General features: G+C 72.4%; 13 protein-coding genes and 3 tRNA genes. 13 read left to right on the top strand and 3 right to left on the bottom strand.

Annotation, left to right across the window (positions count from 1 at the left end; genetic code table 11):
- The first annotated feature begins 149 nt into the window (after positions 1-149).
- Both ACZ7BZ_RS13325 and ACZ7BZ_RS13320 read left to right on the top strand, forming a co-directional pair.
- Positions 150-2,765, top strand: a complete 2,616-nt coding sequence (locus ACZ7BZ_RS13325; protein ID WP_470358415.1) for an ATP-binding protein — start codon at positions 150-152, stop codon at positions 2,763-2,765.
- Positions 2,758-3,462: a response regulator gene (locus ACZ7BZ_RS13320; protein WP_470358414.1), complete on the top strand. Its 705-nt coding sequence runs from the start codon at positions 2,758-2,760 to the stop codon at positions 3,460-3,462. Before ACZ7BZ_RS13325 ends, ACZ7BZ_RS13320 begins: the two co-directional genes overlap by 8 nt.
- A gap of 344 nt (positions 3,463-3,806) precedes the next feature.
- On the opposite strand, the gene ACZ7BZ_RS13315 is transcribed toward ACZ7BZ_RS13320, so the two are convergent.
- Positions 3,807-5,075, bottom strand: coding sequence for an amidohydrolase family protein (locus ACZ7BZ_RS13315; protein WP_380463313.1), 1,269 nt, complete (start codon positions 5,073-5,075; stop codon positions 3,807-3,809).
- 275 nt (positions 5,076-5,350) lie between these two features.
- On the opposite strand from ACZ7BZ_RS13315, the gene ACZ7BZ_RS13310 reads away from it, so the two are divergent.
- The 8 genes from ACZ7BZ_RS13310 (at position 5,351) to ACZ7BZ_RS13275 (ending at position 10,322) form a co-directional block, all read left to right on the top strand.
- A tRNA-Thr gene (locus tag ACZ7BZ_RS13310) sits at positions 5,351-5,423 on the top strand.
- A gap of 43 nt (positions 5,424-5,466) precedes the next feature.
- Positions 5,467-5,539: transfer RNA gene (locus ACZ7BZ_RS13305), tRNA-Met, on the top strand.
- A gap of 83 nt (positions 5,540-5,622) precedes the next feature.
- Positions 5,623-5,787 (top strand): 50S ribosomal protein L33, encoded by a 165-nt coding sequence (gene rpmG, locus ACZ7BZ_RS13300; RefSeq protein ID WP_006604855.1) that lies wholly within the window; start codon positions 5,623-5,625, stop codon positions 5,785-5,787.
- Between the two features lie 142 nt (positions 5,788-5,929).
- A complete protein-coding gene (locus ACZ7BZ_RS13295; RefSeq protein ID WP_380463315.1) occupies positions 5,930-6,388 on the top strand; it encodes an FAS1-like dehydratase domain-containing protein in 459 nt (152 codons plus the stop codon).
- A gap of 5 nt (positions 6,389-6,393) precedes the next feature.
- Positions 6,394-6,816, top strand: coding sequence for a MaoC family dehydratase (locus tag ACZ7BZ_RS13290; RefSeq protein WP_470358413.1), 423 nt, complete (start codon positions 6,394-6,396; stop codon positions 6,814-6,816).
- A 170-nt stretch (positions 6,817-6,986) separates the two neighbouring features.
- Positions 6,987-7,529 (top strand): TetR/AcrR family transcriptional regulator, encoded by a 543-nt coding sequence (locus ACZ7BZ_RS13285; RefSeq protein WP_380463334.1) that lies wholly within the window; start codon positions 6,987-6,989, stop codon positions 7,527-7,529.
- Between the two features lie 238 nt (positions 7,530-7,767).
- Entirely contained in the window at positions 7,768-9,216 is a 1,449-nt protein-coding gene (locus ACZ7BZ_RS13280; protein ID WP_470358466.1) for an MFS transporter, read from the top strand.
- A gap of 62 nt (positions 9,217-9,278) precedes the next feature.
- The gene (locus ACZ7BZ_RS13275) at positions 9,279-10,322 is read left to right on the top strand and encodes a UDP-N-acetylmuramate dehydrogenase (protein WP_470358412.1); all 1,044 of its coding nucleotides are present in this window, start codon (positions 9,279-9,281) and stop codon (positions 10,320-10,322) included.
- Here the strand turns inward: ACZ7BZ_RS13275 and ACZ7BZ_RS13270 are convergent.
- On the bottom strand, positions 10,319-11,374 hold the full coding sequence (locus ACZ7BZ_RS13270) for an adenosine deaminase (protein ID WP_470358411.1): 1,056 nt from the start codon (positions 11,372-11,374) through the stop codon (positions 10,319-10,321). The genes ACZ7BZ_RS13275 and ACZ7BZ_RS13270 overlap by 4 nt on opposite strands.
- A gap of 163 nt (positions 11,375-11,537) precedes the next feature.
- The gene (locus tag ACZ7BZ_RS13265) at positions 11,538-12,785 is read right to left on the bottom strand and encodes a pyridoxal phosphate-dependent aminotransferase (RefSeq protein WP_380463326.1); all 1,248 of its coding nucleotides are present in this window, start codon (positions 12,783-12,785) and stop codon (positions 11,538-11,540) included.
- A 286-nt stretch (positions 12,786-13,071) separates the two neighbouring features.
- Between ACZ7BZ_RS13265 and ACZ7BZ_RS13260 the strand changes: the two genes are divergently transcribed.
- From ACZ7BZ_RS13260 to nusG, 3 genes are all read left to right on the top strand, one after another.
- Positions 13,072-13,144 (top strand) — tRNA-Trp (locus tag ACZ7BZ_RS13260).
- Between the two features lie 150 nt (positions 13,145-13,294).
- A complete protein-coding gene (secE, locus tag ACZ7BZ_RS13255; RefSeq protein ID WP_380463328.1) occupies positions 13,295-13,621 on the top strand; it encodes a preprotein translocase subunit SecE in 327 nt (108 codons plus the stop codon).
- Positions 13,622-13,828: 207 nt separating this feature from the next.
- Positions 13,829-14,731, top strand: a complete 903-nt coding sequence (gene nusG / locus ACZ7BZ_RS13250; protein WP_470358410.1) for a transcription termination/antitermination protein NusG — start codon at positions 13,829-13,831, stop codon at positions 14,729-14,731.
- Positions 14,732-14,864 lie beyond the last annotated feature (133 nt).

The raw sequence follows: 14,864 nt of genomic DNA, 5'->3' as shown, positions 1-14,864 counted from the left end.
AAGTGACCGAACAGTGACAGCGCACCCCGTACCGGGGTGACCGGGCCGACCCGGGCGCGGGAGGATGCCTCCCGCACCCGGGTCGGCCGCCCCGTATCCGCAGACGCGTACCGCCCAGCCGTCACCCCTGATGGAAAGAAGCAGTGCCCATGGCCCGCGACCTCACCCCCGGCTCCGGCATCCGCACCGGCCGGCTGAGGGTGTACCTCGGCTCCGCCCCGGGGGTCGGCAAGACCTACCGGATGCTGGACGAGGCCCGGCGCAGACAGGAGCGCGGGGCCGACGTCGTGGTCGGGTACATCGAGTGCCACGGCCGCCGTCACACCGAGGCCATGATCGACGGCCTGGAGGTACTGCCGCGCGTCCACCGCTCCTACCGCGACGCCGAGTTCGAGGAGATGGACCTCGACGGGGTGCTCGCCCGCCGCCCCTCCGTCGTCCTGGTCGACGAACTGGCGCACACCAACATCCCCGGCGGCCGCCACGCCAAGCGCTGGCAGGACGTCGAGGAGATGCTCGCCGCCGGGATCGACGTCATCACCACCGTCAACATCCAGCACCTGGAATCGCTGAACGACGTCGTCCAGAAGATCACCGGCATCCCGCAGCGCGAGACCGTCCCGGACGAGGTGGTCCGTCGGGCCGACCAGCTCGAACTCGTCGACATGGCGCCGCAGGCGCTGCGTCGGCGCATGGCCCATGGCAACGTCTACAAGGCGGAGAAGGTGGACGCCGCGCTATCCAACTACTTCCGGGTCGGCAACCTCACCGCCCTGCGCGAACTCGCCCTGCTCTGGGTGGCCGGGCGGGTGGACGAGGGCCTGCGCGACTACCGGGCCGACCACAACATCGACCGGGTCTGGGAGACCCGCGAGCGGGTGGTGGTCGCCCTCACCGGCGGCCCGGAGGGCGAGACTCTGGTCCGGCGCGCCTCCCGGATCGCCGTCGCCGCGGGCGGCGAACTGCTGGCCGTGCACGTCTCCCGCAGTGACGGCCTGGCCGGCGCCTCCTCCGCCGCGCTCGCCCAGCAGCGGCAGCTGGTCGAGAGCCTCGGCGGCAGCTACCACGTGGTGGTCGGCGACGACGTCCCCACCGCGCTGCTGGCCTTCGCCCGGGCCCACGACGCCACCCAGCTGGTGCTCGGCACCAGCCGCCGCGGCCGGATCAACCGCTTCCTCACCGGCCCGGGCACCGGGCAGACCACCGTGGACGCCTCCGAGGACATCGACGTCCACATGGTCACCCACGAGTTCACCGGTCGCGGCCGGCTGCCCTCGCTGGGCCGGCGCCACTCCAGGCGCCGCACCATCCTCGGCTACCTGGCCGGCCTCGTGGTGCCCTGGCTGCTCACCGCGGTGCTCTCCCAGACGCACCACACCATCAACCTGACCACCGTCGCGCTGATCTTCCAGCTCGGCGTGGTCATCGTCGCCCTGCTCGGCGGCGCGATGTCCGCCCTGCTGGCCGCGTTCATCGCCTCGGTGCTGCTGAACTACTACTTCATCCCGCCGGTCCACAGCCTGACCATCGGCGAGACCAACAACATCGTCGCCCTGGTGGTCTTCGCCGCCATCGCGCTCGCCGTCTCCACGGTGGTCGACCACGCCGGCCGGCTCACCACCCGGGCCGCCCGCGCCACCGCCGAGGCGGAAACCCTCTCCACCCTCGCCGGCAGCGTGCTGCGCGGCGCCGACGCGCTGCCCGCGCTGCTGGAGAAGTCCCGGACGGCCTTCGGCATGCAGACCGTCGCGCTGCTCTCCCGCTCCGACGGCGAGGTGCTCGCCCACTGCGCGGCCGAGCAGCCGGATGACGCCGGGGCGCAGCACGAGACCACCGAAGTCCCGGTCGGTGTCGACGCCCTGCTGGTCCTCACCGGCCGTCGGCTGCCCGCCGCCGACCAGCGGGTGCTCACCGCCTTCGCCGCCCACGTCGCCGCCGCGCTGGAGCGCGACCGGCTGGCCGTGGTCGCCGCGGAGGTCGAGCCGATCAAGGCCGCCGACCGGATGCGCACCGCGCTGCTCGCCGCCGTCAGCCACGACCTGCGCACCCCGCTCGCCGCCGCCCGCGCCTCGGTCGGCTCGCTGCGCAGCCCCGACGTCGAGTTCTCGCCCGAGGACCAGGCCGAACTCCTCGCCACCGCCGACGAGTCGCTGGTCAAGCTCACCCGACTGGTGGACAACCTGCTCGACATGAGCCGCCTCCAGGCCGGCGCGCTCACCCTGCACCTCGCCGAGACCCACCTGGACGAGATCCTGCCGAGGGCGCTGGACAGCCTCCCCGACCCGTACGCGCCGGTCCAGCCGCTGGACCTGGACACCGCGCCACCGGTGCTCGCCGATCCGCCGCTGCTGGAGCGGGTGCTCGCCAACGTGATCACCAACGCGCTGCGCTACAACGCCCCCGGCGCGCCCGTCCTGGTGACCGCCAGCCACCACGCCGACCAGGTCGAGGTCCGGGTGATCGACCGCGGTCCCGGCATCGCCCCCGAGGACCGCGACCGGGTGTTCCTGCCCTTCCAGCGCCTCGGCGACACCGACAACACCACCGGCGTCGGCCTGGGCCTGGCGCTCTCCCGGGGCCTCGCCGAGGCCATGGGCGGCAGCCTGGAGGTGGAGGACACCCCGGGGGGCGGCACCACCATGCTGCTCACCCTGCCGGCCGCCACCGGGCCAGGGGCCACCGAGCAGCTGACCGAGCAGTTCACCACCGAGCAGTTCACCGCCGAGCACTTCGACGCCGGGGAGGAACCACCGCACCATGAGTGAACGAAGCGAACGGACCGTCGACAACTGCGAGATCCTCGTCGTCGACGACGAACCGGCCCTGCTGCGCACCCTGCGGATCAACCTCAGCGCCCGCAAGTACGCCGTCCGCACCGCCGCCAGCGGCGGCGAGGCGCTCGACCGGGCCGCGCACTCCGCCCCGGACGCCGTCCTGCTCGACCTCGGCCTGCCGGACCTCGACGGCATGGACGTGCTGCGCGGACTGCGCACCCGCAGCGCGGTGCCGATCATCGTGCTCTCCGGCCGCTCCGACGCCGCCGACAAGATCGGCGCCCTCGACGCGGGCGCCGACGACTACCTCACCAAGCCCTTCCTGATGGAGGAACTGCTGGCCCGGTTGAGGGCGGTGCTGCGTCGGCCGCTGAACCCGGTGCCGCCGGGACAGCCGGTGATCGGCGACCACACCATCGACCTCGCGGCCACCACGGTGCTCGGTCCGGGAGGCCCGGTGCGGCTCACCCCGACCGAGTGGCGGATCCTCAGCCTGCTGCTCGCCAACCCCGGACGACTGGTGCCCGGGCGGCAGATCCTGCGCGAGGTGTGGGGCCCGGCGCAGGAGGCGCGCGGCAACTACCTGCGGGTCTACCTCGCCGGGCTGCGCCGGAAGTTGGAGCGCGACCCGGCCCGGCCGCGGCACCTGATCACCGAGCCGGGGATCGGCTACCGCTACGTGCCGTGAGCGCGGTGAGCCCCGGGAACACCGTGGGGACGTCAACGAGCCGTCAAGAGCCGGGTGGCGGGCGACAGGAGGGCGTCAAGGCCGGTCGGCGGCGGTGTTCCGTGGCCGTAGTGTCAGTGCCGGAACGAGCGGGCCCTGCTCCGTGTGGGGGAAGCCTGGGGCCGCTCCAGCCGCCATCCAAGGGCGGCCAGTAGTGGGGGAGGGGCGCGCGACGAGAGTCGCGCGCCCCTTTGGTTTCCGCCCGCCCCCTGCCACTCCGCGGGCCCTCCCTCCCTCCCTCCCTCCCTCCCTCCCTCCCTCCCTCCCGCCTGTCCGGACGGACGTCCGTCCACCTGTCGCGCGGTTCAGCAGTCCGTGCCGCCGGACTGCCGGGGCAGCGCCAGCGCCACGGTGTCCGCGAACTCCCGGACCGCGCTGGTCCGGCTCACCACCCGGCCGCTGTGCACCACCAGCCGGCTGTGCCCGCCCGCGAGCGCCCCGGCCAGGCTGTCCCCGCGCACCGCCAGCAGCTCCGCCGGGAACCCGGCGTCCACCCGGACCGGGGGCAGTCCGAGCGTCGCCCGGGCCTGGTTGGCCACCGCGTCGTAGGCGGCGTCCGGGTCCAACTCCCCGCCCGCCGCGAGCAGGTAGGCCGACTCCAGCGGATCCGCCCGACCGACCGGATTGGACTGGTCCCGCAGTGCGCCGCTGCCCGCCGCCAGCGGCACCCGGGCCGCGGCCAACTCCCGCAGAAGGCCCGGCCGCTGGACGGGTGGCCGGCCCTCCAGCCCGGTGCAACCGCCGTTCTGCGGCAGCCAGACCACCCGCACCCCGCTGGTGGCCAGCACCGTGGACGCGCCGCGCGGCAGCGCCCCGCACGGCCCGAGCGTCACCCGCGGCCGCAGCGGCGCCAGCACGCTCGCCAGCCGGGCGAGTTGGGCCGCGTCGGCGGCGGTGGTGTGCAGGTCCACCGGGCAGTCCGCCTCCCGGGCGGCCTCCAGCAGCAGTTGCACGTAGCCGGCCGGGTCCGGGTCCAGCTCCGGGCAGCCGCCGGCCGCGGTGGCGCCCAGCTTGAGGGCCTCGCGCAGCTGGGCGCGCCCGTCCGCGCCGGCCCGGCCGGTGAGCAGCCGGGGCATCGCCACCGCCTGGAGCTCGGCCAGGCCCCGCAGCGCCTGGCGGGCGGTGAGCACCGCCTCCAGCGGGCGCAGCCCGTGCACGTCGCCGATCCGTACGTGGGTGCGCTGGGCGGTGGCTCCGTAGCCGAGCGAGGTGAGGGCGGCCTCGGTGACCCGGCGGGTGAGGTCGGCGAGGGTGTCCGGCGGCGGGGCGGGCAGGGCGGCGGAGAAGGCGGAGTCGTAGTGGGCGTGCGCCTCGGCGGGGGCCGGGAGCAGCAGGTAGCCCTTGAGGTCGATCCGGGCGCCGGTGGTGACGGTGGGAGCGCCGGGCAGGGCGGGCAGCGGGCCGAGACTGCCGACGGTGCCCACCGCCTGGATCCGGTCGCCGCTGATCCGGACGTCCACCACCCGTCCGTCGGCCAGCCGGGCCCCGGTGAGCAGGAGGACCGGGCCGTGCCCGAGCGGGTTGGCCGCCGGGCCGGGCCCGGAGTGCGGCCCGTCGGCGGCTGCGCTGTCCATCGCCGGCTCCTTCTCGCGCTGGCCCGCGGGCCCGTGGGGGACGGGCCCCGTCGGGGATCGGCCGGTGCCCCGGTCAATGAGGGTCGAGCCTATGGCGCGGTGGGGCGGGGCGCCGGGAGGCGGGCAATAGTCGTATCGGCTCGGGGCGCACGGCTCCGGACCGATCGAACGCCCGGCCTCGGACCGCCCGTCCGTGCACCTCGCCCACCTGCGGTCTTCGCCCCGGGATACGGATTTCACCTCTGGGCGCGGAACGTGTAATCTCTTCCTCGTTCGCCCCTATAGCTCAGTCGGTAGAGCGTCTCCATGGTAAGGAGAAGGTCTGCGGTTCGATTCCGCATGGGGGCTCTGGTGAAAGGCAGTCAGCTTCGGCTGTGCTGCTGATCACTGTGGCGGTGTAGCTCAGTTGGTAGAGCAAGCGGCTCATAATCGCTGTGTCACCGGTTCAAGTCCGGTCACCGCTACCCCGCGTAGTCGGTCGGGAGATCGCACTCCCGGTCGGCTACTCTTGTTGTGTTCTTATTCGTTGTCCAAGGAAGGCACTCCCGTGGCTGCCACCGATGTCCGCCCGAAGATCACGCTGGCCTGCGTGGAGTGCAAGGAGCGGAACTACATCACCAAGAAGAACCGGCGTAACGACCCGGACCGTCTTGAGATGAAGAAGCACTGCCCCCGCTGCAACTCGCACACCGCGCACCGCGAGACCCGCTGACCCTGTCGCAGGGCGCCGGGCCTGTGTGAACCAGGTCTTCGACTCCGGGCCGCATCCCTCAACAGGGGGTGTGGCCCGGAGTCTTTTTCGTACCCGTCCGCGTTTCCATCCCGCGGTTCCATCCGCGTTCCGAGGAGTTGCCATGGCGCTCGACCCCTCCTTCATCGGGCGGAGTTACCCGCCCACCGAGCCGTACGAGGTCGGCCGGGAGAAGATCCGCGAGTTCGCGGTCGCGATCGGGGACGCCAATCCGGCGTACACCGACGCGGAGGCCGCGAAGGCGCTGGGCCACCGGGACGTGATCGCCCCGCCGACCTTCCCGTTCGCGATCGCCTTCCAGGCGGCCGGCCAGGTCGTCGAGGACCCGGAGCTGGGTCTCGACTACAGCCGGGTGGTGCACGGTGACCAGAAGTTCCGCTACAGCCGCCCGGTGCAGGCCGGCGACCGGCTGACGGTCGCGGTGACCATCGACAACATCAAGTCGCTGGCGGGCAACGACGTGCTCACCGTGCGCGGCGAGGTGGCGGACGAGACCGGCGAGCACGTGGTGACGGCGATCATGACGCTGGTGGCCCGGGTCGCCGACGAGGCGGGGGAGTGAGCGCGATGGCGATCGATTACGACGAGGTCGAGGTCGGCACCGAGCTGCCGGCGCAGTCCTTCCCGGTGACCCGCGCCACACTGGTGCGCTACGCGGGTGCCTCCGGTGACTTCAACCCGATCCACTGGAACGAGAAGTTCGCCCTGGAGGTCGGCCTGCCGGACGTCATCGCGCACGGCATGTTCACCATGGCCGAGGCGATCCGGGTGGTGACCGACTGGGTCGGCGACCCGTCGGCGGTGGTCGAGTACGGCGTGCGCTTCACCCGGCCGGTGCCGGTGCCGAACGACGGGGTCGGCGCGGTGATCGAGGTCTCGGCCAAGGTCGCCAAGAAGCTGGAGGGCCGCAAGGTGCAGGTCGACCTGCTGGCCACCTCGGGCGGGCAGAAGGTGCTGGGGATGTCCCGGGCGGTCGTCCGGCTCGCCTGAGGTCCCGCTTTCCGGTGCCGACCGCCCGGCAGCCCGTTCCGTGGGCCGCCGGGCGGGCGTGTGTTCCGGGCGGCCGCGTTTCCGGGTGGGCCGCGTTCCGGTGGCTCCTGCCCTTGCGGAGATAGTGATTGGTCACTAACTTAGTTGCCGTGGCGAAGACGAGCATCCGGATGAGCGCGGAGGAGCGGCGCGAGAGCGTCGTCCGGGCCGCGGTGATCGAGTTCGCCAGGAACGGCTACCGGGGGACGTCCACCGAGGCGATCGCCCGCCGGGTGGGCGTCTCGCAGCCGTACCTGTTCCGGCTGTTCCCGGGCAAGCAGGCGATCTTCACGGCCGCCGCCGAGCGCTGCATCGAGGAGACCTGGAAGGTCTTCGACGAGGCGTCGGCCGGGCTGACCGGCGAAGAGGCCGCCGCGAAGATGTCCGAGGCGTACATGGGCCTGGTCGAGGACGGCGAGCAGCTGATGATGCAGATGCAGCTCTACGTCTCGGTGTTCGCCTCCCGGATGGCCGGTGAGGACGAGATCGGCGAGACCGCCCGGCGGCTGTGGGGGGAGCTGTTCGAGCGGGTCCGGGAGCGGGTCGGCGGCGATGTGCAGGGGACCACGGAGTTCTTCGCCTACGGGATGCTGATCAACACCCTGGTGGCACTGGGCTTCCCCCGGGAGCACCGGATCTGGGACGGCTTCGGCGAGCAGGAGGAGGCCGAGTAGCGGGTCGCGCGGCGGAGTCCGTGCGGCCTTTTCTCGGCCCATGAAAGTTAGTGATCAATAACTATCTAGGAAGCCTGGGGGAGTCATGACGGAGAACGCGGCGGAAAGCACAACCGGGAGCACGGTCGGGAACGCGGTGGCGAAGGCGGCCGGGGGCACGACGGAGATCGCCACGGAGAAGCCGGGCATCGGCCGCACCGGCGTCTGGACCCTGGTGATCACCGCCCTCGCGGGCTTCATGGCCGCGCTGGACAACCTGGTCGTCACCACCGCGCTGCCGTCCATCCGCGAGGAGCTCGGCGGCGGGCTCTCCGACCTGGAGTGGACGGTCAGCGCCTACACCCTCTCCTTCGCCGTGCTGCTGATGTTCGGCGCGGCGCTCGGCGACCGCTTCGGCCGCCGCCGGATGTTCGTGATCGGGCTCACGCTCTTCACCGTCGGCTCGGCCGCGGCCGCGCTCTCGCCCGGCATCGGCGAGCTGATCGCCGCCCGCGCCGTCCAGGGCGTCGGGGCCGCGGTGTCGATGCCGCTCACCCTCACCCTGCTGACCGCCGCCATCCCGGCGGCCAAGCGCGGGATGGCCTTCGGCATCTGGGCCGGCATCAACGGCCTGGCCATCGCCACCGGGCCGCTGGTCGGCGGCACCCTGACCGAGAACTTCTCCTGGCAGTGGATCTTCTGGGTGAACGTCCCGGTCGGCGTCGTGCTGGTGCCGCTGGCCGCCCTGAAGCTGCGGGAGAGCCGGGGTGCCAACCCGGCCCTGGACGCGGTCGGCACCGTCCTGGTGAGCCTCGGCCTGTTCGGCGTGGTGCTCGGCCTGATCCGCGGCAACCCGGACGGCTGGACCAGCCCGCTGGTGCTGGCCGCGCTGGCCGGCGGCGTGGTGCTGCTGATCGCCTTCGTGCGGTACGAGCAGCGCGGCGCCCGGCACCCGATGCTGCCGATGCGGCTGTTCCGCAGCCGGACGTTCACCGCCGTCAACGCCTCTGGCCTGCTGATGTCCCTCGGGATGTTCGGCTCTATCTTCCTGATCAGCCAGCACCTGCAGACCGTCGGCGGCTACACCCCGGAAGAGGCCGGCATCCGGATGCTCCCGTGGACCGGGGTGGGGCTGATCGTCGCTCCGCTCGCCGGCATCCTGGCCGACCGCCTCGGCGGACGGCTGATCGTGGTCCTCGGCCTGGCGCTGCAGGGCGCCGGCCTGGCGCTGTACGCGGTGATCAACGCCGGGCTCGGGCACTACGCGTACGGCCCGGTGGTGCCCGCCGTGGTGATGTGCGGGATCGGCATGTCGATGTACTTCGCGCCGACCGCCGCCATGGTGATGGACAGCGTCCGGCCGGAGGAGCAGGGCATCGCCTCCGGTGCCAACAACGCGCTGCGCGAGGTCGGCGGCGCGCTCGGGGTGGCCGTGCTGGCGGCGGTCTTCTCCGAGCAGGGCGGCGACGGCTCGGCCGGGACCTTCGTGGACGCGATGGTGCCCGCGCTGTACGTCGGCGCCGGGGTGGTGCTGGCGGCCGGGGCCTGCGCGCTTCTGCTGCCGCGCCGGTCGAAGCCGGTGGAGCCGGTCGCGGCAGTCGAGCAGGCCGCGCAGGTCGACCAGATGGCGGAGGCCGCGGCGATCGAGGCGGCGGTCGTCGGGCCCGGGGACGGGCAGCCCGTCCCGGCCGAGGCCGCGAAGGCCTGAACCGCGGACGCGGGTCACGGGGGCGGCCGGGCGGTCGCCCCCGTCCCCGTACGCTGGTGGGCGTGCTGGTAGAAAACGACGCCCCCCTCGCCCCGCTGACCACGCTCCGGCTCGGCGGCCCGGCCCGCCGGCTGGTGACCGCCCACACCGACGACGAGGTGATCGCCGCCGTCCGTGAGGCCGACGCGGCCGGTGAGCCGCTGCTGGTCCTCGGCGGCGGCTCCAACCTGGTGATCGGCGACGCGGGCTTCCCCGGCACCGTGCTGCGGATCGCCACCACCGGCTTCGCCCTGGACGGCACGGTGCTGGAGCTGGCGGCCGGCGAGGTGTGGTCCGAGGCGGTCACCCGTACGGTGCGGGAGCACGGCCTGGCCGGGATCGAGTTCCTGGCCGGCATCCCCGGCTCGGCCGGCGCGACCCCGGTGCAGAACGTCGGCGCGTACGGCCAGGAGGTGGCCCAGACGGTCACCGAGGTGGTCGCGTACGACCGCACGGCGGGCGAGGTGATCACCCTCGACAATGCCGAGTGCCGCTTCTCCTACCGGCACAGCCGCTTCAAGGCCGAGCCGGACCGCTATGTGGTGCTGCGGGTGCGGTTCGCCCTGGCGGACCACGCGGGGCTCTCCACCCCGGTCAAGTACACGGAGGTGGCGAGGCACTTCGGCGTCGAGCAGGGCGAGCGGGTGCCGCTGGGCGAGGCGTACGAGGCGGTGCTGGGGCTGCGTTCGGGCAAGGGCATGGTGCTGGACCCGGCGGACCACGACACCTGGTCGGCCGGCTCCTTCTTCACCAACCCGGTGCTCACGGCGGCGCAGTACGAGTCCTTCCGCACCCGCCCGGGGGCCGAGAACGCCCCCGCCTACCCGGCCCCGGAGGGCTGCACCAAGACCTCGGCGGCCTGGCTGATCGACCGGGCGGGCTTCGGCAAGGGCTACGGCGACGGTCCGGCGACGCTCTCCACCAAGCACACCCTGGCGCTCACCAACCGCGGCGCGGCCACCGCCGAGGACCTGCTGGCCCTGGCCCGGGAGATCCGGGACGGGGTCCGCGAGGCCTTCGGGGTGGAGCTGGTGAACGAGCCCGTGATGGTGGGCGTCAAGCTCTAGGCGGTGCTCCCGACCGGCACCGGGGCGCCCACCAGCCAGCCGTCGATGTCCGCCAGCAGCTCCTTGCGGACGGCCTCCGGCGCGCACGAGCCGCGCACCGACTGCCGTGCCAGCTCGGCGAGTTCGGCGTCGCCGAAGCCCAGGGCGTCCCGGGCCAGTTCGTACTGGGCGGCCAGCCGGCTGCCGAACAGCAGCGGGTCGTCCGCGCCGAGCGCCAGCGGCACCCCGGCGTCGAACAGCCGGCGCAGCGGCACCTCCTCGGGGCGCTCGTAGACGCCGAGCGAGACGTTGGAGGCCGGGCAGACCTCGCAGGTGACCTGGCGGTCCGCCAGCCGGGCCATCAGCCGGGGGTCCTCGGCGGCCCGGACGCCGTGGCCGATCCGGCCGGCCCCCAGGTCGTCCAGGCAGTCCCGGACGGACTCCGGCCCGGCCAGTTCGCCGCCGTGCGGGGCGGCCAGCAGCCCGCCCTTGCGTGCGATCTCGAACGCCCGGTCGAAGTCCCGGGCCAGGCCGCGGCGTTCGTCGTTGGAGAGGCCGAAGCCGACCACGCCGTGGTCGGCGTAGCGGACGGCGAGCCGGGCCAGCGTCCGGGCGTCCATCGGGGACTTCATCCGGTTCGCCGCGACCAGCACCCGGATGCCCACCCCGGTGGCCGCCGCGGCCTGCCGCACCGCGTCAAGGATCAGCTCCAGCGCGGGGATCAGTCCGCCGAGCCGGGGCGCGTAGGAGGTCGGGTCGACCTGGATCTCCAGCCAGCGGGAGCCGTCCCGCAGCTCGTCCTGCGCGGTCTCCAGGACCAGCCGGCGGATGTCCGACTCGTCCCGGAGCACCGAGCGGGCGGTGTCGTAGAGGCGCTGGAAGCGGAACCAGCCGCGCTCGTCGGTGGCGCGCAGCTCGGGCGGCTCGCCGGAGCTGAGCGCCTCCGGCAGCCGGACGCCGTGCTTGTCGGCCAGCTCCAGCAGGGTGGCGGGTCGCATCGAGCCGGTGAAGTGCAGGTGCAGGTGGGCCTTCGGGAGGTCCCTGACGTCTCGCGGGTTCAACAGGCTTTCCATTCGCCGATACTGCCGTATCCGACCCCCAAACGGGAACCGCCCTCTTCCCGTCCCCCGAAGGGGTGAAAGAGGGCGGTGCCGCCGCTCGCCCGCTCGCCGGTGGAGCGGGTGAATCCCGGGTGTCGGGTTGACCCGCGGGGTCGACGCGCGGTCGGCCGCGCGGTCAGTCGCGGGCCTCGCCGAGCAGCTTCTGCATCCGGCCGACGCCCTCGGCCAGGTCGGCGTCACCGAGCGCGTAGGAGAGCCGCAGGTAGCCGGGGGTGCCGAAGGCCTCGCCCGGGACGACCGCGACCTCGGCCTCGTCCAGGATCAGCGCGGCCAGCTCGCCCGAGGTCTGCGGGCGCTTGCCGCGGATCTCCTTGCCCAGCAGGCCCTTGACCGACGGGTAGGCGTAGAACGCGCCCTCGGGCTCGGGGCAGAGGACGCCCTCGATCTCGTTGAGCATCCGCACGATGGTCTTGCGGCGGCGGTCGAAGGCCTTGCGCATCTCGGCCACCGCGTCCAGGTCGCCCGCGACGGCGGCCAGCGCGGCGCGCTGGGCGACGTTGGAGACGTTGGAGGTGGCGTGCGACTGCAGGTTGGTCGCGGCCTTGATCACGTCCTTGGGGCCGATCACCCAGCCCACCCGCCAGCCGGTCATGGCGTAGGTCTTGGCGACGCCGTTGACCACGATGCACTTGTCGGCCAGCTCGGGCAGCAGGGTCGGCAGCGAGGTGAAGGTCGCGTCGCCGTAGACCAGGTGCTCGTAGATCTCGTCGGTGAGCACCCACAGGCCGTGCTCCAGCGCCCAGCGGCCGATCGCCTCGGCCTCGGCCTCGGTGTACACCGCGCCGGTCGGGTTGGACGGCGAGACGAACAGCACCACCTTGGTGTTCTCGGTGCGGGCGGCCTCCAGCTGCTCGACCGAGACCTTGTAACCGGTGGTCTCGTCGGCGACGACGGCCACCGGAACGCCGCCGGCCAGCTGGACCGACTCCGGGTAGGTGGTCCAGTACGGGGCCGGGATGATGACCTCGTCGCCCGGGTCGAGGATCGCGGCGAAGGCCTCGTAGATCGCCTGCTTGCCACCGTTGGTGACCAGCACCTGGGAGGCGTCCACCTGGTAGCCGGAGTCGCGCAGCGTCTTGGCGGCGATCGCGGCCTTCAGCTCGGGCAGGCCACCCGCCGGGGTGTACCGGTGGTTCTTCGGGTCGCGGCAGGCCTCGACGGCCGCCTCGACGATGTAGTCCGGCGTGGGGAAGTCGGGCTCGCCGGCACCGAAGCCGATCACCGGACGGCCGGCGGCCTTGAGGGCCTTGGCCTTGGCGTCCACGGCGAGGGTCGCGGACTCGGCGATCGCGCCGATCCGGGCGGAGACCCGGCGGTCGGCGGGGCGGATGGACTGGTCGGGCTGCGGGGTGGAAGCGCTCATGCCTGCATCGTCGCAGAACCGGGACGGACCGGGCAGCGAGGTTCCAGCATCCGTACGGACCCGTCCGGATCGCGGCCCCGGCGATCCGCCGGTCACCGCCCCACCGGGCCGGACATCCGCCGGGCGGACGGCGGCCCCGGAAGAAGAGGTTCGACCAAACACCCCTCGACCACGTACACTCGCTCCTCGACGGCCCACCGAAAAAGACCGGAGCTTTCACCGCCTGTACGGACAGCGGGGGGAGATGCGGTAGGTTGGTCGGCACGCAGGAGCCGCGAGGTTCCGAAGGGCAATAGCTCAATTGGTAGAGCACCGGTCTCCAAAACCGGCGGTTGGGGGTTCGAGTCCCTCTTGCCCTGCTGCTTGATCCGTATTCAGCCCGTTCGCTCCACAGAGCGAGCGGGCTTGATGCGGAAAGGGCACCGATCAGCACCGCTTAAGCCGACCGCTCGTGCCTGAAACGGGTACGCAGGTGATGTTCGGCCGGACCCGGATTCAGGTGAGGACGAGTGACGGAGACCACGGGCTCCACCGCAACGCCTGAGAGCGGCAACCCCGAGGGGGCCGACGGCGCTGCCGAGACCACGTCTGCCGAGGGCGACAAGACGTCCGGCAAGCAGAAGAAGTCCGGCAAGCGGGCCAAGAAGGGCCTCTTCGCGCGGATGGGCCTGTTCTACCGCCAGATCATCGCGGAGCTCCGCAAGGTCGTCTGGCCCACCCGGAGCGAGCTCACCAACTACACCGCCGTCGTGGTGACCTTCGTCGTGGTCGTGATGGGCTTCGTCTACGGCCTCGACTACGGCTTCGCCAAGCTGAGCCTCTTGGTCTTCGGCTGATCGAGCCCCCACCTCCGAACCACCTCCCGACCCGGGCCGAATCATCGGTCCGGGTCGAGCTGTCGGCGGCGGACGTACGCGCGCGTACCGTGGACTCGGTACTGTTGAAGTCTCCGAGACCTCTCCTGGCGCCCGCGCGAGCGGCCGCGCGCCGGTCCGGTTTCGGAGCGCGCCACCTTCACCATCTCCAGGAAAGAAGCAGCCACCGTGTCTGAGTCCCCCCTGTACGACGCCGACGAGACCGTCCGTGAGGCGGATGTCGCCGCCGAGCTGGACGCGGCCGAGCTGGCTGACGACGTCGAGTCCGCCGAGCAGATCGTCGACGCCGCGGACAGCGACGAGGACGAGGTCGAGGCGTACGACGAGGCCGAGGCCGGCGAGCCCGCCGAGGAGGCCGCGCTGCGCGTGGAGGACGAGGAGGAGCCCGTCGCCGAGGAGTCGGCCGACGAGGAGCCCGCCGAGGAAGAGACCGAGGCCGAGGACGAGACCGAGGCCGAGGTCGAGGTCGACCCGGTCGCCAAGTTCCGCGAGGACCTGCGCTTCATGCCGGGCGAGTGGTACGTGATCCACACCTACGCCGGCTACGAGAACCGGGTGAAGCAGAACCTGGAGCAGCGCGCCGTCTCGCTGAACGTCGAGGAGTACATCTTCCAGGCCGAGGTGCCGCAGGAGGAGGTCGTCCAGATCAAGAACGGCGACCGCAAGACCATCCGGCAGAACAAGCTCCCCGGCTACGTCCTGGTGCGCATGGACCTCACCCCGGAGTCCTGGGGCGTCGTGCGCAACACCCCCGGTGTCACCGGCTTCGTGGGCAACGCCTACGACCCGTACCCGCTGACCCTGGACGAGGTCGTCAAGATGCTCGCCCCGGACGTCGAGCGCCAGGCGGCCAAGGAGGCCGGCAAGCCCTCGCCGGTCAAGCCCAGCGAGATCCAGGTCCTGGACTTCGAGGTCGGCGACTCGGTCACCGTCACCGACGGCCCGTTCGCGACCCTCCAGGCGACCATCAACGAGATCAACCCCGACTCGAAGAAGGTCAAGGGCCTGGTCGAGATCTTCGGCCGGGAGACCCCGGTCGAGCTCTCCTTCGACCAGATCCAGAAGAACTAGTCATACGGTCTTCGGGTTCGGGGCAGAGCCGAGGGCTCTGCCCCGAACTCGTTTTGGTCCAGCGGCGCGGACGCGTTAGCCTGGCCTGATGTGTGTGCTGGCGGCCGGGTGTCGCCCCGGTTCCGCATGCACC

The sequence above is a fragment of the Kitasatospora sp. NPDC036934 genome, from assembly GCF_055608425.1.
Note: the sequence above shows the minus strand (reverse complement) of the source record. Positions and strands in the feature narration are given on the sequence as shown.

Bases quoted from the DNA above. Each gene is read 5' to 3' on its own strand.
- ACZ7BZ_RS13325 (WP_470358415.1), top strand. From the start codon at position 150: ATGGCCCGCGACCTCACCCCCGGCTCCGGCATCCGCACCGGCCGGCTG.
- ACZ7BZ_RS13320 (WP_470358414.1), top strand. From the start codon at position 2,758: ATGAGTGAACGAAGCGAACGGACCGTCGACAACTGCGAGATCCTCGTC.
- ACZ7BZ_RS13315 (WP_380463313.1), bottom strand. From the start codon at position 5,075: ATGGACAGCGCAGCCGCCGACGGGCCGCACTCCGGGCCCGGCCCGGCG.
- ACZ7BZ_RS13295 (WP_380463315.1), top strand. From the start codon at position 5,930: ATGGCGCTCGACCCCTCCTTCATCGGGCGGAGTTACCCGCCCACCGAG.
- ACZ7BZ_RS13290 (WP_470358413.1), top strand. From the start codon at position 6,394: ATGGCGATCGATTACGACGAGGTCGAGGTCGGCACCGAGCTGCCGGCG.
- ACZ7BZ_RS13285 (WP_380463334.1), top strand. From the start codon at position 6,987: ATGAGCGCGGAGGAGCGGCGCGAGAGCGTCGTCCGGGCCGCGGTGATC.
- ACZ7BZ_RS13280 (WP_470358466.1), top strand. From the start codon at position 7,768: ATGGCCGCGCTGGACAACCTGGTCGTCACCACCGCGCTGCCGTCCATC.
- ACZ7BZ_RS13270 (WP_470358411.1), bottom strand. From the start codon at position 11,374: ATGGAAAGCCTGTTGAACCCGCGAGACGTCAGGGACCTCCCGAAGGCC.
- ACZ7BZ_RS13265 (WP_380463326.1), bottom strand. From the start codon at position 12,785: ATGAGCGCTTCCACCCCGCAGCCCGACCAGTCCATCCGCCCCGCCGAC.